This window comes from Rhodococcus aerolatus, from assembly GCF_054783215.1.
This window is the reverse complement of sequence record NZ_BAAGQZ010000044.1, coordinates 109,660-133,673: the sequence shown is the minus strand read 5'-3', so window position 1 is coordinate 133,673 and position 24,014 is coordinate 109,660. Positions and strand designations below refer to the sequence as shown.

The 24,014-nt window shown below is 75.0% G+C and carries 19 protein-coding genes; 8 read left to right on the top strand and 11 right to left on the bottom strand.

Going from position 1 to position 24,014, the window contains the following annotated elements:
- The first annotated feature begins 130 nt into the window (after positions 1-130).
- On the top strand, positions 131-1,759 hold the full coding sequence (gene groL / locus ACYVOF_RS16245) for a chaperonin GroEL (RefSeq protein WP_460868260.1): 1,629 nt from the start codon (positions 131-133) through the stop codon (positions 1,757-1,759).
- 436 nt (positions 1,760-2,195) lie between these two features.
- Here groL and ACYVOF_RS16240 read toward each other — a convergent pair whose 3' ends face one another.
- Positions 2,196-3,071, bottom strand: coding sequence for a DUF559 domain-containing protein (locus tag ACYVOF_RS16240; protein ID WP_460868258.1), 876 nt, complete (start codon positions 3,069-3,071; stop codon positions 2,196-2,198).
- Positions 3,072-3,410: 339 nt separating this feature from the next.
- Between ACYVOF_RS16240 and ACYVOF_RS16235 the strand changes: the two genes are divergently transcribed.
- Positions 3,411-4,814: a GMC family oxidoreductase N-terminal domain-containing protein gene (locus ACYVOF_RS16235; RefSeq protein ID WP_460868256.1), complete on the top strand. Its 1,404-nt coding sequence runs from the start codon at positions 3,411-3,413 to the stop codon at positions 4,812-4,814.
- Positions 4,815-4,895: 81 nt separating this feature from the next.
- Here ACYVOF_RS16235 and purT read toward each other — a convergent pair whose 3' ends face one another.
- Positions 4,896-6,089, bottom strand: coding sequence for a formate-dependent phosphoribosylglycinamide formyltransferase (purT, locus tag ACYVOF_RS16230; RefSeq protein WP_460868255.1), 1,194 nt, complete (start codon positions 6,087-6,089; stop codon positions 4,896-4,898).
- Between the two features lie 343 nt (positions 6,090-6,432).
- Here purT and ACYVOF_RS16225 point away from each other — a divergent pair, with 343 nt between their 5' ends.
- Positions 6,433-8,532, top strand: a complete 2,100-nt coding sequence (locus tag ACYVOF_RS16225; RefSeq protein WP_460868253.1) for a DEAD/DEAH box helicase — start codon at positions 6,433-6,435, stop codon at positions 8,530-8,532.
- Positions 8,533-8,605: 73 nt separating this feature from the next.
- On the opposite strand, the gene ACYVOF_RS16220 is transcribed toward ACYVOF_RS16225, so the two are convergent.
- From ACYVOF_RS16220 to ACYVOF_RS16195, 6 genes are all read right to left on the bottom strand, one after another.
- Positions 8,606-9,919, bottom strand: coding sequence for an ABC transporter substrate-binding protein (locus ACYVOF_RS16220; protein WP_460868251.1), 1,314 nt, complete (start codon positions 9,917-9,919; stop codon positions 8,606-8,608).
- A complete protein-coding gene (locus ACYVOF_RS16215) occupies positions 9,916-11,151 on the bottom strand; it encodes a branched-chain amino acid ABC transporter permease (RefSeq protein ID WP_460868250.1) in 1,236 nt (411 codons plus the stop codon). Before ACYVOF_RS16215 ends, ACYVOF_RS16220 begins: the two co-directional genes overlap by 4 nt.
- On the bottom strand, positions 11,144-12,022 hold the full coding sequence (locus tag ACYVOF_RS16210; RefSeq protein WP_460868248.1) for a branched-chain amino acid ABC transporter permease: 879 nt from the start codon (positions 12,020-12,022) through the stop codon (positions 11,144-11,146). The genes ACYVOF_RS16215 and ACYVOF_RS16210 overlap by 8 nt, the downstream gene beginning before the upstream one ends.
- Positions 12,019-12,924: an ABC transporter ATP-binding protein gene (locus tag ACYVOF_RS16205; RefSeq protein ID WP_460868246.1), complete on the bottom strand. Its 906-nt coding sequence runs from the start codon at positions 12,922-12,924 to the stop codon at positions 12,019-12,021. Before ACYVOF_RS16205 ends, ACYVOF_RS16210 begins: the two co-directional genes overlap by 4 nt.
- Positions 12,921-13,739, bottom strand: coding sequence for an ABC transporter ATP-binding protein (locus tag ACYVOF_RS16200; RefSeq protein WP_460868244.1), 819 nt, complete (start codon positions 13,737-13,739; stop codon positions 12,921-12,923). The genes ACYVOF_RS16205 and ACYVOF_RS16200 overlap by 4 nt, the downstream gene beginning before the upstream one ends.
- Positions 13,740-14,065: 326 nt before the next feature.
- Positions 14,066-14,608, bottom strand: a complete 543-nt coding sequence (locus tag ACYVOF_RS16195; RefSeq protein WP_460868243.1) for a TetR/AcrR family transcriptional regulator — start codon at positions 14,606-14,608, stop codon at positions 14,066-14,068.
- 108 nt (positions 14,609-14,716) lie between these two features.
- Between ACYVOF_RS16195 and ACYVOF_RS16190 the strand changes: the two genes are divergently transcribed.
- Positions 14,717-15,430 carry a PIG-L deacetylase family protein gene (locus tag ACYVOF_RS16190; RefSeq protein WP_460868241.1) on the top strand — a complete coding sequence of 238 codons (714 nt, stop codon included), beginning with the start codon at positions 14,717-14,719 and terminating at the stop codon, positions 15,428-15,430.
- A 3-nt stretch (positions 15,431-15,433) separates the two neighbouring features.
- Here ACYVOF_RS16190 and ACYVOF_RS16185 read toward each other — a convergent pair whose 3' ends face one another.
- Positions 15,434-16,363 carry an NAD-dependent epimerase/dehydratase family protein gene (locus tag ACYVOF_RS16185; protein ID WP_460868239.1) on the bottom strand — a complete coding sequence of 310 codons (930 nt, stop codon included), beginning with the start codon at positions 16,361-16,363 and terminating at the stop codon, positions 15,434-15,436.
- A 161-nt stretch (positions 16,364-16,524) separates the two neighbouring features.
- Here ACYVOF_RS16185 and ACYVOF_RS16180 point away from each other — a divergent pair, with 161 nt between their 5' ends.
- The 4 genes from ACYVOF_RS16180 to ACYVOF_RS16165 are packed head-to-tail and all read left to right on the top strand — an operon-like array spanning position 16,525 to position 22,105.
- On the top strand, positions 16,525-18,021 hold the full coding sequence (locus tag ACYVOF_RS16180) for a carboxyl transferase domain-containing protein (RefSeq protein WP_460868487.1): 1,497 nt from the start codon (positions 16,525-16,527) through the stop codon (positions 18,019-18,021).
- Positions 18,022-18,026: 5 nt separating this feature from the next.
- Positions 18,027-20,012 (top strand): acetyl/propionyl/methylcrotonyl-CoA carboxylase subunit alpha, encoded by a 1,986-nt coding sequence (locus tag ACYVOF_RS16175; RefSeq protein WP_460868238.1) that lies wholly within the window; start codon positions 18,027-18,029, stop codon positions 20,010-20,012.
- The gene (locus tag ACYVOF_RS16170; protein ID WP_460868237.1) at positions 20,005-20,943 is read left to right on the top strand and encodes a hydroxymethylglutaryl-CoA lyase; all 939 of its coding nucleotides are present in this window, start codon (positions 20,005-20,007) and stop codon (positions 20,941-20,943) included. The genes ACYVOF_RS16175 and ACYVOF_RS16170 overlap by 8 nt, the downstream gene beginning before the upstream one ends.
- A 10-nt stretch (positions 20,944-20,953) precedes the next feature.
- Entirely contained in the window at positions 20,954-22,105 is a 1,152-nt protein-coding gene (locus ACYVOF_RS16165; RefSeq protein ID WP_460868234.1) for an acyl-CoA dehydrogenase family protein, read from the top strand.
- A 31-nt stretch (positions 22,106-22,136) separates the two neighbouring features.
- Here ACYVOF_RS16165 and ACYVOF_RS16160 read toward each other — a convergent pair whose 3' ends face one another.
- Entirely contained in the window at positions 22,137-22,784 is a 648-nt protein-coding gene (locus ACYVOF_RS16160; RefSeq protein ID WP_460868232.1) for a response regulator, read from the bottom strand.
- Positions 22,781-23,965 carry a GAF domain-containing sensor histidine kinase gene (locus tag ACYVOF_RS16155; RefSeq protein WP_460868230.1) on the bottom strand — a complete coding sequence of 395 codons (1,185 nt, stop codon included), beginning with the start codon at positions 23,963-23,965 and terminating at the stop codon, positions 22,781-22,783. The genes ACYVOF_RS16160 and ACYVOF_RS16155 overlap by 4 nt, the downstream gene beginning before the upstream one ends.
- Positions 23,966-24,014: the final 49 nt, after the last annotated feature.

Here is a 24,014-nt window from a genome sequence, read left to right as displayed (position 1 = left end):
TGGCACTCCCGACACCCGAGTGCCAGGTCGGATCGGTGAGACCGGGCGGACGTGAGCCCCGGTCGTCCGTCGCGGGCACCTGGACCGACCAGCCGTCGTGTCACCCCCCCATCGGAGGAATCACTTCCCAATGGCCAAGATCATTTCGTACGACGAGGAGGCCCGCCGCGGCCTCGAGCGGGGTTTGAACAGCCTCGCCGACGCGGTCAAGGTGACGCTCGGCCCCAAGGGCCGCAACGTCGTGCTGGAGAAGAAGTGGGGCGCCCCCACGATCACCAACGACGGCGTCTCCATCGCCAAGGAGATCGAGCTCGAGGACCCCTACGAGAAGATCGGGGCCGAGCTGGTCAAGGAGGTCGCCAAGAAGACCGACGACGTCGCCGGCGACGGCACCACCACCGCGACCGTGCTGGCCCAGGCCCTGGTCCGCGAGGGCCTGCGCAACGTCGCGGCCGGCGCGAACCCGATGGCGCTGAAGAAGGGCATCGAGAAGGCCGTCGAGGCCGTCACCTCCGAGCTCCTCAAGTCCGCCAAGGACGTGGAGACCAAGGAGCAGATCGCCGCCACCGCCGGGATCTCCGCGGGCGACCCGTCCATCGGCGAGCTGATCGCCGAGGCCATGGACAAGGTCGGCAAGGAAGGCGTCATCACGGTCGAGGAGTCCAACACTTTCGGCCTGCAGCTCGAGCTCACCGAGGGCATGCGCTTCGACAAGGGCTACATCTCGCCCTACTTCGCCACCGACACCGAGCGCATGGAGTCGTCGCTGGACGACCCGTACGTCCTCATCGTCGACTCGAAGATCTCGACCGTGAAGGACCTCCTGCCGCTGCTGGAGAAGGTCATGCAGTCGGGCAAGTCCCTGGCGATCATCGCCGAGGACGTCGAGGGCGAGGCGCTGGCGACCCTGGTCGTCAACAAGATCCGCGGCACCTTCAAGTCGGTCGCCGTCAAGGCCCCCGGCTTCGGTGACCGCCGCAAGGCCATGCTCGGCGACATCGCGATCCTCACCGGTGGCGAGGTCATCTCCGAGACCGTCGGCCTCAAGCTCGAGACCGCCGACATCTCCCTGCTGGGCCGTGCCCGCAAGGTCGTCGTCACCAAGGACGAGACCACGATCGTCGAGGGCGCCGGCGACACCGACGCCATCGCCGGCCGGGTCAACCAGATCCGCGCGGAGATCGAGAACAGCGACTCCGACTACGACCGCGAGAAGCTGCAGGAGCGCCTGGCCAAGCTGGCCGGTGGCGTCGCCGTCATCAAGGCCGGCGCCGCGACCGAGGTCGAGCTCAAGGAGCGCAAGCACCGCATCGAGGACGCCGTGCGCAACGCCAAGGCCGCCGTCGAGGAGGGGATCGTCGCCGGTGGTGGCGTCGCCCTGCTGCAGGCGACCGCCGCGTTCGACACCCTGTCCCTGACCGGTGACGAGGCCACCGGCGCGAACATCGTCCGCGTCGCCCTCGAGGCCCCGCTCAAGCAGATCGCGTTCAACGCCGGCCTCGAGCCCGGCGTCGTCGCCGAGAAGGTCCGCAACCTGCCCCAGGGTCACGGCCTCAACGCCGCGACCGGGGAGTACGAGGACCTGCTTGCCTCCGGCATCAACGACCCGGTGAAGGTCACCCGCTCGGCGCTGCAGAACGCGGCGTCCATCGCGGCCCTGTTCCTCACCACCGAGGCCGTCGTCGCCGACAAGCCCGAGAAGGCCCCCGCCGGTGGCGGGGCGCCCGACATGGGCGGCATGGGCGGCATGGACTTCTGAGTCCCGCCCCCTGATCCACCCCGGAGGCCCGGCACCCACGTGGTGCCGGGCCTCCGGTGCGTCCGGGGTCGGGCGGCCGGCGGCGTCGGCCGAGGCGTCCGGCCGATCGGGCAGCGTGCGTGGTCGTGGTGACGACGGGCGCTGCCGGATGGGCCCCTGGGCCGGCCGCTGACTGCGCGCCCGAGCGCGGTCCGGCCGATCGGGCAGCGTGCGTGGTCGTGGTGACGACGGGCGCTGCCGGATCGCCCGTCGACCGGCAGCCGACTGCGCGCCCGAGCGCGGTCCGGCCGATCGGGCAGCGTGCGTGGTCGTGGTGACGACGGGCGCTGCCGGATCGCCCGTCGACCGGCAGCCGATCGCCTGGCCGAGCGCGGTCCGGCCGATCGGGCAGCGTGCGTGGTCGTGGTGACGACGGACGCTGCCGGATCGCGACCGGTCAGCGCGTCGACGTCGCCCCCACGGCAGCGGCGATCTCCGCGACCACGCGGTCCGGCTCGTCGTTGAGGTGGTGCCAGGTGTAGCGCAGCACCCGCCAGCCGTCGGCGACGAGCACGTTCTGCCGCACCCGGTCGCGGCCGAAGCGGACCGCGTCGCTGTGGAACGCCCACCCGTCGACCTCGACGGCGACGCGGGCGAGCGGGAACGCGACGTCGACCTCGTACCCCGCCACCGGGTAGGCGCAGCGGGCCCCACGCACCCCTGCCCGGCGGAGCAGCCGCAGCAGGAGGCGCTCCGCGGCCGAGCTGCCCGGGTCCGTCGCCGCGGCCAGCAGCCGACCCGCCGCCGCCGACCCGGTGCGGCCGAGGTTGCGCTCGTGGGCCCGCAGCAGCGCGCCGAGCGAGGTGTCGCGCTGCAGCACGCGGTCGAGGAACGTCGAGCCGCCCCGCATCGCGACCGCCGCCTCGAGCACGGTCAGCGGCACCCCGGTCACCCGCAGGCCGTGGCGCTCCACCACGTCGAGCGGGTCGAGGTCGCGCCGGCGCACCCGCACCCCGTCGAGCGGTCGGGGGCAGCTCCCGGGCGGCACCGTGACCGTGGGCGTCTCCGGGGCCCGGGCGACGAGGCCGTGCCACCACGCGGCGGCCAGGCCGTGCACGACGCCGTCCGTCGACGCCGCGACCGCCCGCAGCCGGGCCTCGTCGCCGAAGTCGTGCCCGGCGACCTGGTAGGTGCGCGGACCGACGCGGTGCCACCGCCCGGCCCACACGCGGTCGCTGATCATGGTGGCGGTGAACCCCGCGGCCCGCGCCTGCGCGAGGGTCACCACCCCGGCGTGGGTGGCCAGAGTCCGGTGCAGCGCTGTCTCGTCCATGACGGTGGGACGTCCGGGACCCCCGCCCGGACGTGGGGGTTCCTACGCAACTGGGCATCGGCCGGGGCCAGCCGTGATCGGGCAGCAGACGTGGTCGTGGTGACGACGGGTGCTGCCCGACCGGCACGGGAACCGGGGGAACGTGCGTCCGGCGGCGGCCCTGGGTGCGATCGGGCAGCGGGCGTGGTCGTGGTGACGACGGGTGCTGCCCGACCGGCGCCGGGAACCGGGGAAACGTGCATCCGGCGACGGCTTCGGTCGCGATCGGGCAGCGGGCGTGGTCGTGGTGACGACGGGTGCTGCCCGACCGTGCCCGGCGCGGGCGGGGAGGATGGGTCCGTGGGCTACGACGTGGTGGTGGTGGGCGGCGGCTCGGCCGGCTGCCTGCTCGCCGCCCGGCTCTCGGCCACGCGCTCGGTGTGCCTGCTCGAGGCCGGCGGGGTCGAGGGCTGGCCGGATGCGTTGCTCGACGCCCGCGTCATCCCCGCCGCGGCCGGCAGCCGGTGGATCTGGGACGTCCCCGCGCGGCTCACGGCCGACCGGACGACCGTGCTCGTCCGCGGCCGGGCGCTGGGTGGGTCGTCCGCGGTCAACGGCGGCTACCTCGTCCGGGCCACCACCGCGGACCTGCAGGAGCTGGCCGAGGTCGGCGGGCCGCTGTGGTCGGTCGAGGCCACCACCGCCGCGTGCGTGCGCGCCGAGGACGACGCCGACCTGGGCGGCACCCCAGGGCACGGCAGCGGCGGGCCGGTGCCCGTTGCGCGGACGCCTGCAGAGCAGTACCACCCGGTCAGTGCGGCCGTCACCGCCGCCGCGCTCGCCGCCGGGTACCCCGCCCAGCCGGACCTCAGCGCCCCCGGCGCGCACGGCGTCGGCCCCGTCCCGCTCACCGTCCGCGACGGGGTGCGGCAGAACCTCGGCCTGGCCGCCGCCGTGCCCGCCGTGCTGCGCCACGGCCTCGTCGTCCGCGGGGACGCCGTCGTCCGCCGGGTGGTCCACGCCCACGGCCGCGCCACCGGCGTCGAGCTGGCCGACGGCACCGTCGTCGACGCCGACGAGGTGGTGCTCAGCGCCGGCGCGCTCGCCTCCCCGGCGCTGCTCGCCCGCTCCGGCCTGGGCCCGCACCACGTCGAGGGCCTGTCCGACCACCCCGAGCTGCCGCTGACTTGGACCCCCGCGGTGCCCGTCGACGGGACCCACCGCGCGGGGCTGGAGGTGGCCGTCCACCCGGCGGGCGACGAGCTCGAGCTGCGGCCCTACGTCGCCGGGTTCGACCGCCTCGTGCCCGGCTCGGGCGCGCCCGGGGACCTGGTCGTCGGGGTCGCCGCGATGGCCCCCCGCGGACGCGGCACGCTCACCGTGACCGACGACGGGGTGCACGTCGACCTCGCCTACCTGGCCGACCCGCACGACCGGGCCGTGCTGCGCGACGGCGTCCGCGCCGCCCGGGCGCTGCTGCTCGACGGCGGCGTGGCCGGCGCGACCGCGGCCGACGAGGTGGCCGACGGGCCCGACGCCGCGCTCGACGCGTGGGTCGCCGCACGGCTGGGCACCTCGCAGCACACGTGCGGGACGGCCGCGCTGGGCCGCACCAGCGCGTCCCCGGTCGACGAGCGGCTGCGGGTCCGCGGGGTGGACGGGCTGCGGGTGGTCGACGGCTCGGTCCTGCCGACGGTGCCGCGCCGCGGGCCGCACGCCAGTGTGCTCATGGTCGCCGAGCTCGCCGCGCACACCCTGTTCTGACCCCGCCGAGCGCCGGTGTGTCGCGGCGTCGGACCCCCGAACGGGCACCACACACCGGCGCTCGCGGTGGGAGGCCCGGGGTCAGGCGCGGACGGGCCGGACCAGCGCCGCCGCCCGGGTGGCGCGCTCCCGGGCGGTGGCGACGTCGTCGGCCGCCGCGACCGCGACCCCCATGCGGCGCCGCACGAAGCTCTCCGGCTTGCCGAACAGCCGCAGGTCCACCCCCGGCACGGCCATCGCCTCGGCCACGCCCTCGAACGCGATGCCCGCGGCGTCCACCCCGCCGTAGATGACGGCCGAGGCGCCGGGGGAGCGCAGCGTGGTGTCCAGCGGCAGGCCCAGGAAGGCGCGGGCGTGCAGCTCGAACTCGCTGAGCCGCTGCGTGGCCAGGGTGACCAGGCCGGTGTCGTGCGGCCGGGGCGAGACCTCGGAGAAGAACACCTCGTCGCCACGGACGAAGAGCTCCACCCCGAACACCCCGCGCCCGCCGAGGTCGTCGGTCACCCGGCGGGCGACGTCCTGCGCGGCGGCCAGCGCGGCGGCGCTCATCGCCTGCGGCTGCCACGACTCGACGTAGTCGCCCTGGCGCTGCAGGTGCCCGATGGGCTCGCAGAACTCCGTGCCCCCGACCCCGCGCACCGTGAGCAGGGTGATCTCGTAGTCGAAGTCGACGAAGCCCTCGACGATGACGCGCCCGCCCCCGACCCGGCCGCCGGACATCGCGTGCTCCCACGCCGCGTCGAGGTCGTCGGCGGAGCGCAGCACCGACTGCCCCTTGCCCGACGAGCTCATCACCGGCTTGACCACGCACGGGTAGCCGACCGCGCCCGCCCCCGCGGCCAGCTCGGCGCGCGAGTCGGCGAAGCGGTACGGCGAGGTCGGCAGGCCCAGCTCCTCGGCGGCCAGGCGGCGGATGCCCTCCCGGTCCATGGTCAGCCGGGTGGCCCGCGCGGTGGGGATCACCTCGGTGGTCCCGGCCTGCTCCAGGGCCAGCAGGGCGTCGGTGGCGATGGCCTCGATCTCGGGCACGACGAGGTCCGGTGCCACCTGCTCGACCAGCGCGGTCAGCGCCGCGGCGTCGGTCATGTCGAGGGTGTGGTGGGCGTGGGCGACCTGCTGGCCCGGCGCCCCGTCGTAGCGGTCGACGGCCACGACCTCCACGCCGAGGCGCTGCAGCGCGATGACGACCTCCTTGCCCAGCTCACCCGCCCCGAGGAGCATGACGCGCGTCGCGCCGGGGCTGCGCGGGGTGCCGAGACGGGTCGGTGGGGCCATGGCCGCAGACCGTAGCGCCCGGTCGGGGCCCGGGTGCGGGGCGCAACCCCCGGCGACGCCGTAAACTGCACGTAGCGGGTCCGAGGTGGTGGACCCCGAGGGGTGCTCGCCCGTCCTGGTCGTGGCCGTCCGGCCCACCCGGGGGAGGGTGCACCCGCAGCCCGTCCGCCGGCCCCGCGCCGGCCGCGACGGGTGCCGACGTCCGTGGGGACGTGCGGGCGGCACCACGACCGACCGGTCGTGGTGCGAGGTCAGGGAGGTACGAGTGGCACGGTCCGGTCAGCGCCCTACGAGGGCTCGCGGCGGGGCCCGGCAGCGGCGACCCGCCGCCCGCGACACCGACGTGGTCGGCACCCTCGCCCGCGCCGCCCAGGACGTCGAGACCGCCGTGCAGCGCGGCCGGGTCACCGCCACGGTGCGGACCACGTTCCAGGCCGTCGCCCTCGCCGTGCGCGCGGAGCGCGACCGGGTCGGGGCCGACGAGACGATCGGCTCGGCGAAGCGCGGCGAGCAGCTCAAGCGGCTCGACCGCACCGGCACCCTGCTGGCCCGCACCGCGGTGCGCGACGCGGGCCTGCTGGCGCTGCTCTCCGACGACGCGACCGTCTCGCCCGCCGCCCGCGCCAGGACCCGGGAGCTGTTGGGCCGCAGCGAGCCCGAGCTCACCACTGAGCCGGCCGCGCCGGTCGCCACCGCGGTGGGCGCCGCGCCCGAGCGGCAGGTGGTGCCGCAGTCGGTGATCTCCCGCCAGCTCGCCAACCCCTTCCTCGCCCCCGACTTCGAGGCCGCGCGCGCCACGGTGTCCGTGCCGCGCCGCCTGGCCGGGTGGGAGCTCATCGAGCCGCTGCTGCGCTCCTTCGAGCGCGCCGGCGCCGGCTCCCCGGCGTGCATGACGCTGCCCGGGCCGTCCTGGGTCCGCGCCCCCGAGGGCCTCGAGCTGATGCCCCACCAGGCGCGGCTCGTCGCGGCCGCCGCCGAGGGGCACCGCACCTTCCTGCTCGCCGACGAGCCGGGGCTGGGCAAGACGGCCCAGGCGCTGCTCGCCGCCCAGGCCGCGGACGCCTACCCGCTGCTGGTCGTGGTGCCGAGCGTGGTCAAGACCAGCTGGGCGCGGGAGGCGCAGCGCTGGACGCCGCACCGCCGGACGACGGTGATCAACGGCGACGGCGACACCATCGACGGGTTCGCCGACATCGTCGTCGTGAACTACGAGGTCCTCGACCGCCACGTGGGCTGGGTCGGCGACTTCGGCTTCCGCGGGATGGTCGTCGACGAGGCGCACTTCATCAAGAACAAGTCCGCGCAGCGCTCGCGGCACGTGCTCGAGCTCTCCCAGCGCATCCGCTCCCGCGGGCCCGCCCCGCTGCTCATGGCGCTGACCGGCACCCCGCTGATCAACGACATCGAGGACTTCCGGGTCATCTGGCAGTTCCTGGGCTGGGTGGACGAGACCCGGCCCGTCGGCGCGCTGCTCGACGCGCTGGAGGACACCGGGCTGACCCCGGCCGACCCGGGGTTCGCCGCCGCGGCCCGGCAGTGCGTGGTCGACCAGGGCATCGTGCGGCGCCGCAAGGTCGACGTGGCCGCGGACATCCCCGCCCGCCGCGTCGCCGACCTGCCCGTCGAGCTCGACGGCCCCGCGGGCCGCACCATCCGGGCAGCGGAGCAGGCGCTGGCCGCGCGGCTCGTCGAGCGCTACGAGACGGCCCTGGCCCGACGCGGCCCGAGCACCCGCACCCCCGACCCCCTCGACGACGGCATCGACCACGAGCTGGTGCTGCGGGTGGCCCGCTCGGAGCAGAAGGCGGGCCCGGACATCGTGGGGGAGAACGTCTTCGCGGTGATGCGGCGCATCGGCCGGGCCAAGGCGGGGCTGGCGGCGGACTACGCCGCCCAGCTGGCGCGCAGCGCGGGCAAGGTCGTCTTCTTCGCCAAGCACGTCGACGTCATGGATGCCGCCGAGGAGACCTTCGCCGCCCGCGGCGTGCGGTACGCCTCGATCCGGGGCGACCAGACGCCGACGGTGCGCCAGCGCAACGTCGACGCGTTCGTCACCGACCCCGAGGTCGCCGTGGCCGTGTGCTCGCTGACCGCGGCCGGGGTGGGGCTCAACCTGCAGGTGGCTTCCGACGTGGTGCTCGCCGAGCTGTCCTGGACCGACGCCGAGCAGACCCAGGCCATCGACCGCAGCCACCGCATCGGCCAGACCGAGCCCGTCACCGCGTGGCGCATCATCGCCGCGCAGACCCTCGACGCCCGCATCGCCGGGCTCATCGACGGCAAGGCCGGGCTGGCCGCGCGCGCCCTGGACGGGGCCGACGAGGAGGTCACCTCCGTCGACGTGCAGCTGCAGACGCTGGTCACGCTGCTCACCGACGCGCTCGTCGAGCGGCGGCCGGCCCCGCCGAGCCACGTCTACGACCCGTTCGCGCTGCCGGGCTGAGCCCGCACGGCCGACGGGCCGGACCTCCGGTGTGGGAGGCCCGGCCCGTCGGCTCGAGCGGTGGAGCGGGGGACTACTTCTGGTGCGGGGCCACGTAGGACGCGGCCTCGGGGGCCTCGAACAGCGGCTGCACCTGCTTGAGCCCACCGGGGGCGGACGCGTCCGGCTGGGCGATGTAGACCTGCCGGGTCGCGGGCGAGCCCGGGTTGGAGAAGTCCAGCGGGGCGACGAGGTCCTCGGTGCTGGCCGAGGTGGTCTGCCCGACGGCGGTGTGCAGGCCCTCACGGGTCATGTCGCCGTTGGTGCAGGCCTTCTCCAGGAACGCCTGCCACACCATGCCCTCGGCGTAGCCGACGTCGATGCCCGCGTTGGGCGGCTCGGTGAACTTGGCCTCGTAGGCCTTCGCGACCTCCTGCGCCTTGGGCACGTCGGAGGAGTAGGGCACCGAGCTGGCGGAGACGTAGAGGTTGCCCAGGGCGTCCTTGGCCGGGGACTGCAGCAGCGCCGGGTCCCAGGTGGGGTTGTTGCCCATGACCGGGACGTTGAGCCCGAGCGCGGCGTTGGCGGCCAGGGTCGAGGCCGTGGTGGACGGGGCGACCGTCAGCAGGATGGCGTTGACGCCCTGGTCCTTGAACCCGGTGACGATGTTCGTCATGTCCGTGTCGGTGGACGCGATCTTGCCCTCGACGATGGAGATGTTGTGCTGCTGGGCGTAGTACTGCGCGCCCCGCAGGCCGTTCTTGCCGTACTCGCCGTCGATGTAGATGTGGCCGACCTTGTCGCCGTCCTTGAGCTTGCCCTGCTGCTGCAGGTAGGACATGCCGTCGATCATCTCGAGGTCGTAGGTGGTGCCCACGATGGCGATGTAGGGGTTGGAGAGCAGCTCGGAGGACCACGACGCCGGGATGGCGGTGAGCTTGTCCTCCTGCAGGTTCTGCCCCAGCGCCGCGACGACGGGCGAGCCCAGCATCTGCACGAAGCCGAGGACCTTCTCCGACAGCCCCGGGTACAGGGTGGTCGCGGTGTCGGCCTTGTAGCCGTGGTCGGCGACCTCGATGGCCACCTTGCGGCCGCAGATGCCGCCGGCGTTGTTGACCGAGTCGGCCCACAGCTGGTTGCCGTGCACGATGCCCAGGCCCAGGTTCTTGAACACCCCGGACTGGTCGGTGAAGGCGCCGAGGCTGATGGTGTCGGCGGTGACGCCGACGTCGGTCTTGATCGCCCCGGCCCCACCCCCGCCGCCGCTGCTGCCGCCCGAGCTGTCGGGCGCCTTGGTGCTGCACGCGGCGAGGGTCAGCGTGGCGGCGGCGAGGGCGGCCACGGCCGCGACCCGTCGGCTCCGGCCGAACCCAGCGCGACGCTGCGTCGAGTTGTTGGTCACGGTCACTTGTCTCCATCCTGCGAGGTGGTGGCCGGCGGCGGAGCACCGTCGGCCGTGCTGTGGGTGGCCGCGGACCCGCCGCGGCCGCGGCCCGGGGAGCTGCGCCCCGAGCGGGTGGTGGCGTCGCGCAGCCGGTGGCCGAGGCCGACGAGCCCGCGGGGCTCGAGCAGCACCAGCAGCACGATCGCGGCGCCGTAGATCATCTGGGTGATGAACACCGGGGTGAACGCCCCGCTGGCCGTCGTGGCCTGGTCGGCCGTGGCCAGGGCCAGGAACTGCGGCAGGCCGTTGACGACCACGGCGCCGACGACCGCGCCGGGGATCGAGCCGAGCCCGCCGATGATGACCATGGCCAGGAACGCGATGGAGGCGTTGATGCCGTAGGTGCCGAACTCGCTCTCGTCCGGCTTGAGGATGGTCAGCCACATGACCGTCATGGCCCCGGCGACGCCGGCGAACCCGGAGGAGACCGCGAACGCGACGGCCTTGGTGCGCACCACGTTCACGCCCATCACGGCGGCGGCGGACTCGTTGTCGCGCACCGCCCGCCAGGCCCGGCCGGGGCGGCTGCGCACCGCGCCGCGGGCCAGCAGGTAGGCGATGACGGTGAGGGCGAGGAACAGGTACCAGAGCCGCTCGGTGCGGCCGAACTCCACGCCGAGGACGTAGAGGTCGGGGTCCGAGCTGCCGAAGGAGAAGCCGAAGAGCGAGAACGTCTCCGGGCGCCGGCCCGACGAGGTGCCCCCGGTCAGGCCCGAGTACCGCTGGCCGACGTAGAGGCCGATGAACACCAGCGACAGCGAGGCGATGCCCAGGTAGATGCCGCGCACCCGGCCGGCGACGGGCGCGAACGCCAGCCCCAGCAGGGCGCTGACCAGCGCCGCGGCCAGCAGCGCGACCAGCGGGGGCAGGCCAAACCCCACGAGGTCCTCCGTCGACTCCCCGGACAGCACGGTGTAGGTGGTGCCTCCGGCGAGCAGGAAGAAGCCGTGGGCCAAGGAGAGCTGCCCGGCCTGGCCGATGAGCAGCGTCAGGCCGATGGCCCCGACGGCGCCGATCATGATGTACTGCCCGGCCTTGAGGTAGCCGGTGGTCAGGTACAGCGGCAGCGCCAGCAGGACGACGAGCGCGACGACGGCGACCACCGGGCCCAGCAGGCGGCGCCACAGCGGCGGTCCGGACGGGGTGGCCGGTGCGGGGGCGGCCCCGGCGGTGGGGCGGGTCAGGGTGTCAGACACGGGAGAGCTCCTTCGTGCCGAACAGCCCGGACGGCCGGGCGACGAGGACGACGAGCATGACGATGAAGACCGCGCTCTTGGAGAAGTCGTAGGAGATGTACTGCGCTGACAGGGCCTCGGTGACCCCGACGACCATCGCGCCGATGACGGCCCCGAGGGTGGAGTCGAGCCCGCCGATGATCGCGGCCGGGAACGCCGCCAGCGCCACCGAGTGGGTGGTGCGGCCCAGGCCGATGCCCGAGAAGTCCTGCGTGGCGATGAAGACCACGGCGATCCCGGCCAGCGCCCCGGCGACCAACCACGCCGTGGCGGTCACGCGGGACGAGCGGATGCCCATCAGCGCCGCGGCCTCCTTGTTCTCGGCCTGGGCCCGCATCGCGATGCCCCAGCTCGTGTACTTGAAGGCGAGGAAGAAGGCGGTGATGAGCACGGCGCCGACGATCAGCGCCACCAGCTGGGTGCGGAAGATGGTGAGGTCGCCGACCTGGATGGGCTTGGCGTCGAACGGCTCGCCGAGGAAGGGCAGCTCGACCCCGAGGCGGCGGATGACCTCCTCGGTGATGACGACGTCGATCCCGATCGTCATGAGCGCCAGGCTGTTCGCGTCGGCGAGCCGGGCCCGGGAGATGAGCAGCCGCTCGAGCACCAGCGCCCCGAGGCCGGCGCTGGCCACCCCGAGCACGAAGGCCGGGAACCAGCCCAGCGTGGGCAGGGTGACCACCACGACGTAGCCGCCGAGGATCACCAGCGCCCCGTGGGCGAAGTTCACCACCTCGGTGGACTTGTAGATGATGACGAAGCCCAGGGCGAGCAGCGCGTAGACCGCGCCCTTGCCCAGGCCGTTCACCACCAGCTGCAGGAACGTGGTCACGGTGCGGTCTCCAGCTCTGTGCTGTCGGGGCTGCGGTGGGTGCCAGCCGGGGTGTCGTCGGCCGCGTCGTCGCTGTCGTCGTCGGCGCCCCCGAGGTAGGCGCGGATGACGGCGGGGTCGGCACGGACCTCGGCGGGCGTGCCGTCGGCGATGCGCCGGCCGAAGTCGAGGACGGTGATGCGGTCGGCGATGTCCATGACCAGGCTCATGTCGTGCTCGACGAGCAGCACGGAGATGCCGAGGGTGTCGCGGACCTCGTGGATGGTGGCGGCCATGGCCGCGGTCTCGGTGGCGTTCATGCCGGCCGCGGGCTCGTCGAGCAGCAGCAGGGTCGGCTCCACGGCGAGGGCGCGGGCGATGTCGACGCGCTTCTGGTCGCCGTAGCTCAGCGTCCCGGCGGGCTGGCCCAGCACGTGGCCGATGCCGAGGAAGTCGCAGATGTCGGCGCACCGGGCGGCGTGCCGCTTCTGGGACTTGCGCATGCCGGGCAGGTACAGCGCCGCGGCCGCGAAGCCGCCCCGGGTCAGCGCCTGGCGGCCGAGCATCACGTTGTCCAGCACCGTGGAGGTGGGGGAGAGCGCGATGTTCTGGAACGCGCGGCCGATGCCGAGCCCGGCGCGGGCGTGCGCCGGGGTGCCGGTGATGTCCTTGTCGCCGAGCCGGACGTGCCCGGAGGTGGCGGAGTAGACGCCGCTGACGACGTTGAAGCAGGTCGACTTGCCCGCGCCGTTGGGCCCGATGAGCGCGTGCACCGTGCCCGGCTCGACGGTGGTCGACACCGAGTCCAGCGCGGTGATGCCGCCGAAGCGGACGGTGAGCTCGTCGAGGTGCAGGGCGGGGACGTCGTCGCGGCGCCCGGAGGCCTCGGGGCGGCGGGCCCGGCTGGGCGTGGGGGTGCTCATCCCTGCCACCGGGCCAGGCCGCGGTGACCGCTGGAGTGGACGGCGAGCTCGGCCGCCTCCTCCTCCTCGTGGGCCTGCGCGTCGGACTCCGCGTGCCCGCCCAGGTAGAGCCGGGCGAGGTCGTCGGTGTCGGCGAGGTCCGCCGCGGTGCCGGAGGTGGCCACCCGGCCGACCTCGAGGACGGTCGCGGTGTGGGCGACCGAGAGGGCCATGGTGGCGTTCTGCTCCACCAGGACGACGGCCACCCCGGTGCGGTTGATCTCGGTCACGATCTCGCCGATCTGGGTGATGATCTTCGGCGCCAGGCCGAGGGACGGCTCGTCGAGCAGCAGCACCTTCGGCCCGCTCATCAGCGCGCGGCCGATGGCGAGCATCTGCTGCTCACCGCCGGAGAGCAGACCCGCGCGCTGGGACAGCCGCTCGCCGAGGCGGGGGAACAGGTCGAGCACCTTCGACCGGGCCGCGGTGGTGTCGGACTTGCTCCGCACCGTCGCCGCGCCGGCCTTGAGGTTCTCCTCGACGCTCATCCGGGAGAACACCTGGCGGCCCTCGGGCACCTGGGTGACGCCGTGGTGGACGACCTGCGCCGGGGCCATCGTGTCGAGCCGGGTGCCGTCCATCGTCACCTCGCCGCTCACCACCGAGCCGCGGTGCAGCCCCAGCGTGCCGCTGATGGCCCGCAGCAGCGTCGACTTGCCCGCACCGTTGCCGCCGAGGACGGCCACGATCCCCTCGTCCGGGACCTCGAGGTCCACTCCGTGCAGGGCTTGGACAGCCTTGCCGTAGCGGACGGCGAGGTCAGTCACCGTGATCATGGCGGGCAGCGTGACCGGGGCCACAGGCTCGCGCCTCCCCCAGGTGGAGACCCCCGTCACACCGTGACCGTTTCTTGACCGTCCCGTGCGACGACCGGTCGTGCCCGCAGGACGAACGGTCACCCTGACCGCTCCTGCAGCCCCGCCCCTACGCCCCGCTCCCCGCACACTGCGGGCACTGTGCCCGGGCCCCCGCGGGCACAGTGCCCACACTGCGGGCACTGCGCTCGGGGCCCCGCGGGCCGCCGCCCGAACTGCGGGCAGTGCGCGGTCCGGGGCCCGGCCGAGCGCGACGAGCTGGGGGACCCGCCAGAGGAGTGCGGGGGTCAGGCGGGGGTGCGCAGGGCCGCGGCCCCGAGCGAGCGCAGCAGCGCGGCCATCCGGTCCCGGTCGAGCCCCCGGCCGGCGTACGGCGTCGAGTTGAGCAGGCCGAACACGGCGTGCACCCGGGCCCGTGCCTCGTCCTCGCCGAGCCCCGGCAGCTCGACGCGCAGCGCGGCCACCCACACCTCGGTGTAGGCGCGCTGCAGCCGACGGACCTGGTGGGCGTCCTCGGCCGAGCACGAGGCGAGGTCGCGGTCCTGCACCCGGATCAGCTCGGGCTCGGTGAGCGCGAAGTCGGCGTGGAAGGCGAGCAACGCGTCCACGCCCTGCTCGGCCCGGGCCCGACCGCCCTCGAGCAGCCGGCGGCTGATCCCGACGAGCATCTCCCCGAGCACGGCCTGCTTGCTGGCGAAGTGCCGGTACAGCGCCGGCCCGCTCACCCCGGCCGCCGCGCCGAGGTCGTTGATGGACACCCCGTGGTAGCCGCGCTCGGCCATGAGGCCGGCCGCCACCCCCAGCAGCTGCTCTCGCCGGGGGGTGCTCACGCCCCGAGGTTAGCCGTCGTTAACCCCTTCGCCGCCCAGGACCGCGGTCGCCACGGATCGGCGCACCGTCGGCCGCGACTCGTCGGCCCCGGGTGCCAGGGTGGGTCCGTGACCGTGCCGCTGCCCCCCCTGCCCGACGACGCCACCACCGTGCTGGCCGTCGCCGCGCACCCCGACGACCTCGAGTACGGCGTCGCGTCCGTCGTCGCCCGGTGGACCGACCGGGGGGCCCGCGTCGCCTACCTGCTGCTCACCCGCGGCGAGGCCGGCATCGACACCCTCGACCCCGAGCAGGCCGGGCCGCTGCGGGAGACCGAGCAGCGCGCGGCCGCGGCCGCGGTCGGGGTGGACGACGTGGCCTTCGCCGGCCTGCCCGACGGGGTGCTGGAGGCCGGGCTCCCGCTGCGCCGCGAGGTCGCCCGGGCCGTGCGCCGGGTCCGCCCCGACGTGGTCCTCGCCCCCGCGTCGCAGGACTGGGGCGGGGTGCCCGACCAGGCCGACCACCGCGCGCTCGCCGCGGTCCTGCTCGACGGCGTGCGGGACGCTGGCAACCGCTGGGTGCACCGCGACCTGGGCCTCGAGCCGTTCGGCGGGGTCCGGTGGATCGGCCTCGTCGGTGACGAGCAGGCCACCCACGCCGTGGACATCAGCGCCACGATCGACCGGGGCATGGCCGCCCTGCGCGCGCACGCCACGTACTGGGAGGTGCTCGGCAGCACGCCCGAGGAGGTGCTGCGCGAGGCGGCCGCGGAGCTCGGCGCGCGCCAGGGGGTGGCCGCGGCGCAGGCGGTGCGGGTCGTCCGGGTGAGCGCCGACGCCTGAACCTCAGCCGTGCTCGGCCATCCACCGCGCGGTGAGCTCGAGGCCCTCGTCCACCCCGCGCGGGGCGAACCCCAGGGCGCGGGCGCGGTCGTCGCGCACCCGGTAGCCGCCGAGGTGGCCGTAGACCACGGAGCGCTCGGCGAACGGGGGCGGGTCGACCAGCTCGCTGCCCTGCGGCAGCGCCCGGACGCGGTGCGGGCTGCCGACCAGCGCGCAGTAGGTGTCGAGCACGCGGGGGAACGCCGCGACCTCGCCGCACAGCACGTAGCGCCGGCCCGCCTCGCCGTGCTCGTAGGCGGCCAGCTCACCGGCGGCCACGTCGTCGGCCAGCACCCAGCCGACGCGGGTGTCGACGACCTCGCCGACCTCGCCCCGGGCGGCGGCGGCGAAGAGCTGGTCGTAGCTCAGCGGGCCGCGCGGGGAGGGGCCGTAGACGTTGACCAGGGTGGCGACCACCGCGTCGAGCCCGTCGCGCACCGCGTCGAGCACCACGGCCTCCGACTCGGCCTTGGTCGTGGAGTAGGTGTCGGTCAGCGCCGTGCCGCCGGCCGCGTCCTCGTCGACCAGCGCACCCGGACCGTCCGGGTCGGGCACGCAGATCGCCGCGCTCGTCGAGGTGTGGACGAGGCGGCGCACCCCCGCCCGCCGGCAGGCCTCGACGACCCGGGCGGTGCCGCCGACGTTGAGCTCGTGGGCCTCCGGGCCCGGCGCGCCCACGGCCGCGGCCAGGTGGAACACGCCCTCGCACCCGTCGACGGCCCGGGCCAGCGCGTCGGGGTCGGCGAGATCGGCCCGCACCCGCTCCGCGGTGTCGGGCAGCACGTCCGCCCGGGCCGGGTCGCGCACCACCACCCGCACCCGGTGGCCGCGGTCGGTCAGGTGGGCGACGAGGGCGGAGCCGACGAAGCCGGTGGCGCCGGTGACGAGGAGCACGGCGCGATCGTGGCACGGTCCCGACGGGGTTATCGATCGCTAACACCGCGGTGTTAACGTCTGCTAACGTCGCCGACGTGACGACGACCACGAGCCCGGCACCGGTGCTGGGCACGCTGCTCGACCCCACCTCCGACGAGGCCCGCGCCAACGCCGCCGCCATGGGCGCGCTCGTGACCGAGCTGCGCGAGCGGCTCGCGACCGCGGCCCGCGGCGGCTCCGAGCGCAGCCGTGAGCGCCACGTCGCCCGCGGCAAGCTGCTGCCGCGCGACCGCGTCGACACCCTGCTCGACCGGGGCAGCCCCTTCCTCGAGCTCAGCCCGCTGGCCGCGAACGGCCTCTACGACGACGACGCCCCCGGCGCCGGCATCATCACCGGCGTCGGCCGCATCGCCGGGCGCGAGTGCGTCGTGGTCGCCAACGACGCCACCGTCAAGGGCGGCACCTACTACCCGATGACGGTGAAGAAGCACCTGCGCGCGCAGGAGGTGGCGCTGCACAACCACCTGCCGTGCGTCTACCTCGTCGACTCCGGCGGGGCGTTCCTGCCGCGCCAGGACGACGTCTTCCCCGACCGGGAGCACTTCGGCCGCATCTTCTTCAACCAGGCCACCATGTCCGGCCGCGGCATCCCCCAGGTGGCCGCCGTGCTGGGCAGCTGCACCGCCGGCGGCGCCTACGTCCCCGCCATGAGCGACGAGGCCGTCATCGTCCGCGACCAGGGCACCATCTTCCTCGGCGGCCCGCCGCTGGTGAAGGCCGCCACCGGCGAGGTCGTCAGCGCCGAGGACCTCGGTGGCGGGCTGCTGCACAGCCGCACCTCCGGGGTCACCGACCACCTCGCCGACGACGACACCCACGCGCTGGCGATCGTCCGGTCCATCGTGGACACCCTCGCCCCGCCGACGCCCACCCCGTGGGAGCGTCGGCCGAGCGAGCCCCCGGTGCACGACCCCGCCGAGCTGGCCGCGGTCGTCCCCGCCGACGTCCGCACCCCCTACGACGTCCGCGAGGTCGTCGCCCGGCTCGTCGACGGCAGCCGGTTCCACGAGTTCAAGGCCGAGTACGGGTCCACGTTGGTCACCGGGTTCGCCCACCTGCACGGCCACCCCGTCGGCATCGTCGCCAACAACGGCGTGCTGTTCGCCGAGTCGGCGGTGAAGGGGGCGCACTTCATCGAGCTGTGCGACCAGCGGAAGATCCCACTGCTGTTCCTGCAGAACATCACCGGGTTCATGGTGGGCCGGGAGTACGAGGCCGGCGGCATCGCCAAGCACGGGGCGAAGATGGTCACCGCCGTCGCCTGCGCACGGGTCCCCAAGCTCACCGTCGTCATCGGCGGCAGCTTCGGCGCCGGCAACTACTCCATGTGCGGCCGGGCGTACTCGCCGCGGTTCCTGTGGATGTGGCCCAACGCGCGCATCTCCGTCATGGGCGGCGAGCAGGCCGCGCAGGTGCTCGGCTCGGTGGGGGACGTCGACCAGCAGGCCATCCGCGACCAGTACGAGACGCAGGGCAACCCGTACTACTCCACCGCCCGCATCTGGGACGACGGCGTCATCGACCCCGCCGACACCCGCACCGTCCTCGGCCTCGCCCTCGGCGCCGCCGCCCACGCCCCGCTGGAGCCCACGGGCTACGGCGTCTTCCGGATGTGAGCGCGATGCCCACCACTGCTGCCCGCACCTTCGACACCGTCCTGGTCGCCAACCGCGGCGAGATCGCCTGCCGGGTGTTCCGCACCCTGCGCGAGCTCGGCACCACCTCCGTCGCGGTCCACACCGACGCCGACACCGCCGCCCGCCACGTCCGCGAGGCCGACACGGCCGTCCGCGTCGAGAGCTACCTCGACGTCGCCGAGGTGCTCCGCGCCGTCGCCGTGACCGGCGCGCAGGCCGTGCACCCCGGCTACGGCTTCCTGGCCGAGAACGCCGGCTTCGCGAAGGCGTGCGAGGACGCCGGGATCGTCTTCATCGGACCGTCGTCCGCGGCCATCGAGCTCATGGGCGACAAGATCAGCGCCAAGCGGACCGTCAGCGCGGCAGGGGTTCCCGTCGTGCCGGGCCGGTCCGAGCCGGGCATGACCGACGACGACCTCGTCGCCGCGGCGGCCGACGTCGGCTACCCGGTGCTGGTCAAGCCGTCCGCCGGTGGCGGCGGCAAGGGCATGCACCTCGTCCACGACGCGGCGGACCTGCCCGCCGCGCTGGTCAGCGCCCGGCGCGAGGCCGCGGCGAGCTTCGGCGACGACACGCTGTTCCTCGAGCGGTACGTGCTCACGCCGCGCCACATCGAGGTGCAGGTGCTCGCCGACGGCCACGGCGGCGTCATCCACCTCGGCGAGCGGGAGTGCTCGCTGCAGCGCCGCCACCAGAAGGTCGTCGAGGAGGCCCCCTCGGCGCTGTTCGGCCAGGACGCGGCCGGCGAGGCCACTCGGGCCCGCATCGGCGCCGCCGCCTGCGAGACCGCCCGCGCGTGCGGCTACTCCGGTGCGGGCACGGTCGAGTTCATCGTCGCCGCGGCCGACCCGGACGAGTTCTTCTTCATGGAGATGAACACCCGGCTGCAGGTCGAGCACCCCGTCACCGAGCTCGTCACCGGGGTGGACCTCGTCGCCGAGCAGGTGCGCGTGGCCGCGGGGGAGCCGCTGACGCTGACCCAGGACGACGTGGTGCTGCGCGGGCACGCCGTCGAGGCCCGCGTCTACGCCGAGGACCCCAGCCGGGACTTCCTGCCCACGGGCGGCACCGCGCTGCTCGTCCGCGAGCCCGCCGGGCCCGGGGTGCGGGTCGACTCCGGGCTCGTCGAGGGCGTCGACACCGGCTCGGCCTACGACCCGATGCTGGCCAAGGTGATCGCCCACGGCCCCGACCGCGCCACCGCCCTGGCCCGGCTCGACGCCGCGCTGGGCCGCACCGCCGTGCTCGGGGTGACGAGCAACGTCGCGTTCCTGCGCGCCCTGCTGCGCCACGACGACGTCCGCGCCGGCGACCTCGACACCGGGCTCATCGAGCGCGACCTGGCCGGGCTGACCGTCGCCCCCGACCCGGCTGACGCGCTCACCGCCTTTGCTCTGCACGCGCGGGCGCACCACCCCACCGAGGACGGCGACCCGTGGGCGCAGCCGTCGGGGTGGCGGCCCGGCGAGCACGCCCCGCTGCGCTGGGCCACCTCGCTCGGCGCGGTCACCCTGCGCGGGGACCGGGTGGCCGTCGACGACGGCCCGGAGCGCACCGCGACCCTGCGCGAGCTCGGGCCCGGGGAGGTGGCCCTGACCGTCGAGGGACGCACCACCCGCTGGCTCGTCGCCACCGACACCGCCACGGCCACCACGTGGCTGGGCCACGACGGGGACGCCTGGGCCGTGCGCGAGCTCACCGCCGACCGCGCCCGCGACGCCGCGGCCGGGGAGGCGCAGCTGCGCAGCCCCATGCCGGGAACCGTGCTGGCCGTGCACGTCTCGGCGGGCGACGAGGTGACGGCCGGCCAGCCGTTGCTGGTGGTGGAGGCCATGAAGATGGAGCACACGATCCGCGCCCCGCACGCCGGCACCGTCTCGGCGGTGGAGGTCCGGGCCGGCGCGTCCGTCGCCGTCGACGCGCTGCTGGCCACGGTGGACGTGCAGGAGGAGGAGGAGACCGGTGCCTGACCCCGGGGTGACCCGTGCGACCGACCTGCCCGAGCGGGTCCGGGTCTACGAGGTCGGCGCCCGCGACGGCCTGCAGAACGAGCGCGCGCTGGTGCCCACCGACGTCAAGGTCGAGTTCCTCCGCCGGCTGCTGGCCGCCGGGCACACCGCCGTGGAGACCACCAGCTTCGTGCGGCCCGAGTGGGTGCCCCAGCTGGCCGACGCCGCCGAGGTGCTGGCCGCGCTGGGCCCGGCCCCCGACGGGGTGCGCATGCCCGTGCTCGTCCCCAACCGCCGCGGCCTCGACCGGGCGCGGGCCGCGGGGGTGCGGGAGGTGGCCGTGTTCGCCAGCGCCACCGAGACCTTCGCCCGGCGCAACCTCAACCGCGGCCTCGCCGAGTCCCTCGACGTCCTCGCCGCCACCACCCGCGACGCCGTCGACGCCGGCCTGGCCGTGCGGGGCTACGTGTCGATGTGCTTCGGCGACCCGTGGGAGGGAGCGGTCGAGCCCGCCGCCGTCGCCCGCGCCGCGGCCGTGCTGCACGACGCCGGGGCCGCCGAGATCAGCCTCGGCGACACGATCGGCGTCGGCACGCCCGGGTCCGTCGTCACCGTGCTCGACGCCGTCACCGGCGCCGGGGTGGGTGTCGACGACGTCGCCGTGCACTTCCACGACACCTACGGCCAGGCCCTGTCCAACACCGTCACCGCGCTGCGCCACGGGGTGACCTGCGTGGACTCCTCCGCCGGCGGCCTCGGCGGCTGCCCCTACGCGGAGTCGGCCACCGGCAACCTCGCCACCGAGGACCTGCTGTGGGCCCTGGACCACCTCGGCGTCCACACCGGGGTCGACCTGGCCTCCCTCGTCGAGACCTCGACGTGGATGGCCGCCCGGCTCGGCCGGCCCAGCCCGTCCCGCGTCGTCACCGCCCTCGCCACCCCCGTCAGCTAGGAGACCCACCGTGCTCGACACCCAGCTCACCGACGAGCAGACCCAGCTCGTCGAGACCGTCCGGGAGTTCACGAACGAGGTGGTGCGCCCGGTCTCCGCGCAGCACGACCACGACCACACGTTCCCCTACGAGGTGGTCAAGCAGATGGGGGAGATGGGCCTGTTCGGGCTGCCCTTCCCGGAGGAGCACGGCGGCATGGGCGGGGACTACTTCACCCTCTGCCTCGCGCTCGAGGAGCTGGCCAAGGTCGACCAGTCCGTGGCCATGACCCTGGAGGCCGGGGTGTCACTCGGCGCCATGCCGGTGCACCGCTTCGGCACCGACGCCCAGAAGGCGACCTGGCTGCCCCAGCTCGTCACCGGGCAGGCGCTCGGCGCGTTCGGGCTGACCGAGCCGCAGGCCGGCTCCGACGCCGGGGGCACCCGCACCACCGCCCGGCTCGAGGGCGACGAGTGGGTCATCAACGGCAGCAAGCAGTTCATCACCAACTCCGGCACCGACATCACCCGGCTGGTCACCGTCACCGCCGTCACCGGGACCCTGGCCGGGGACCGCCCGGAGATCAGCGCGTTCCTGGTGCCCGTGCCCACCGAGGGCTTCACCGCGCAGAAGGCGTACGACAAGGTGGGCTGGAACGCCTCCGACACCCACCCGCTCTCGCTCGACGACGTCCGCGTGCCCGAGGAGAACCTGCTCGGCGAGCGGGGCCGCGGCTACGCCAACTTCCTGCGCATCCTCGACGAGGGCCGCATCGCCATCGCCGCCGTCGCCACCGGGGTGGCGCAGGGCTGCGTCGACGAGTCCGTCCGCTACGCCAAGGAGCGCGAGGCGTTCGGCCGGCCCATCGGGGCCAACCAGTCCATCGCGTTCACCATCGCCCGGATGCAGGCCCGCGCCCACACCGCGCGCACCGCCTACTACGACGCGGCCGCGCGGATGCTGGCCGGCCTGCCGTTCAAGACCGAGGCGTCCATCGCCAAGCTCGTCGCCGGCGAGGCCGCCATGGACAACGCCCGCGACGCCTGCCAGGTGCACGGCGGGTACGGGTTCATGAACGAGTACGTGGTGGCGCGGCACTACCGGGACTCGAAGATCCTCGAGATCGGCGAGGGCACCACCGAGGTGCAGCTGATGCTGGTCGCCCGCTCGCTGGGGCTGTGAACGGGCCCTGGCTGCAGCTGTCACGCACGGCTCAGAGCAGGCCGGCCTCGCTGGCGATCGCGATGGCCTCGACCCGGTTGCGGGCGCCGAGCTTCTGCAGGGTGGTCTGCAGGTAGGTCTTGACGGTGTTGCGGGCCAGGCCGGTCGCCGTGGCGATCTCCGGGTTGGTGTTGCCCTGCGCGGCCAGCCGCAGCACCTCGAACTCCCGACGGGTCAGCTCCGGCGTGCCGGTGGCGGCCGCGCCCGGGTCGGCCCGGGGGTCCACCACCCGCTCCCCGCGCAGCACCGCCCGCAGCGCGGCGACGAGGTCGGTGGTCCCGGCGTCCTTGAGCAGGCAGCCGTGCGCGCCGGCGTCGAGGGCCGCGCGCACGGCGTGGCGCTCGCCGTGGGCGGTGAAGACGACCACCCGCAGCCCAGGGCGGCGCTCCAGCAGCCCCGCCACCACCGGGGGGATGGGGCCGTCGGGCAGCCGCAGGTCCAGCAGCACCACGTCCGGGGCCACGTCGGCGACGGCCTCGACCGCCGCGCGCCCGGTGCTCGCCCCGCCGACGACGGTGAAGCCCGGGTCGGTGCGCAGCAGCAGGGCCACGCCGTCGCGGACCACGGGGTGGTCGTCGACGACCATCACCCGCACGGTGGCCGGTCGCGACGGGGTGGTCGGGTCCGTCACCGTCGTCACGAGGCCGCCTCGCCGTCCAGCGGCACCCAGGTGCGCAGCGTGGCGCCGTCGGTGTCGCGGACCAGGCTGACCCGGCCGCCCAGGTTCTCCGCCCGCTCCGAGAGCGCGGCCACCCCGAGCCCGGAGGAGAAGCACGCGTCGGCCGGGCCGTCGCCGGACCCGTCATCGCTCACCGCCACCTGCACGCCGCCCCCGCACACCCCGATGCTGACGACGACCGACGAGGCGCGGGCGTGCTTCTCGGCGTTGGCCAGGCCCTCGCGGACGGCGGCGACGAGCGCGGCGGTGCGGTCGGTGTCGAGCGTGGGCAGCGCGGTGAGCTCCACGAGCCGGGCGGGCACCCCGGTGCGGGACTCGAAGGAGCGGCAGTGCGCGGCCGCGGCGACGGCGGCCGCGGTGTGCGGCTCGCTGCGCGCCTCGCCCAGGGCCAGCAGCGACTCCCGCAGCGCGGCCGAGGCGGCGGAGACGTCGGCCTCGATGCGGCGCAGCCGGCGGCCCAGCGCCGGGTTGCGCCGCGAGGCCTCGTGCAGGTCGTGCACCTGGGCGCCGATGGAGAACAGCATCGCCCCCACCGAGTCGTGCATGGCCAGCTGCATGCGACGGCGCTCGTCGGCCACCGCCTCCCGCAGCCGGTGCTCGACGCCCGCGGCCACGTCGAGCGCCGCCCCCGCCTGCGCGGCCACCCCGCGCAGCTGGTCGAGCGCCACGTCGCCGAACGCGCCGTCCCCGCGCCGCGCCGCGTAGGCCAGGGCGACGATGTCCCCGGACCGGCTCGTCACCGGCACCGCGATCATCGCGCCCAGGCCCTCGGCGCTGACGGGGGCGTCGTAGTGGTGGGTGATGCGGCTCGAGGTGAGGTAGTCGGGCACCGCGGCGGGGCCGCCCGTGGCCAGCACCTGCCCGCCGATGCCGCGACCGGTGGGCACGACCAGCTCGGAGAGCGCCGTGCCGCGGGTGCCGGAGGTCCACCGGATCACCGCGGGGCCGTCGCGCTCGGGCAGGTCGGCGACGAAGGCCGCCTGCGCCCCGGTGGCGTCGCGGATGGTGCGGGAGGTGCTGCTCAGGGTGCTGACCCGGTCCAGGACGTCCAGCACGGCGGCACGCTCGTCGAGCAGCGCGGCGACGGCCGGGCCGTCCTCGGCTGCCGCGCGCGCCGCCCGTCCGCGCCGCCCGGTGCTCACGGGTCCCAGCGTTCCACACCCGGAGTGGCCCACGTCACCACCACGGCCG

What these genes read in the sequence shown, in the direction of transcription:
- groL (WP_460868260.1), top strand. Translation starts at nt 131, where the DNA reads ATGGCCAAGATCATTTCGTACGACGAGGAGGCCCGCCGCGGCCTCGAG.
- ACYVOF_RS16240 (WP_460868258.1), bottom strand. Translation starts at nt 3,071, where the DNA reads ATGGACGAGACAGCGCTGCACCGGACTCTGGCCACCCACGCCGGGGTG.
- purT (WP_460868255.1), bottom strand. Translation starts at nt 6,089, where the DNA reads ATGGCCCCACCGACCCGTCTCGGCACCCCGCGCAGCCCCGGCGCGACG.
- ACYVOF_RS16205 (WP_460868246.1), bottom strand. Translation starts at nt 12,924, where the DNA reads ATGAGCACCCCCACGCCCAGCCGGGCCCGCCGCCCCGAGGCCTCCGGG.
- ACYVOF_RS16200 (WP_460868244.1), bottom strand. Translation starts at nt 13,739, where the DNA reads ATGATCACGGTGACTGACCTCGCCGTCCGCTACGGCAAGGCTGTCCAA.
- ACYVOF_RS16180 (WP_460868487.1), top strand. Translation starts at nt 16,525, where the DNA reads ATGGGCGCGCTCGTGACCGAGCTGCGCGAGCGGCTCGCGACCGCGGCC.
- ACYVOF_RS16175 (WP_460868238.1), top strand. Translation starts at nt 18,027, where the DNA reads ATGCCCACCACTGCTGCCCGCACCTTCGACACCGTCCTGGTCGCCAAC.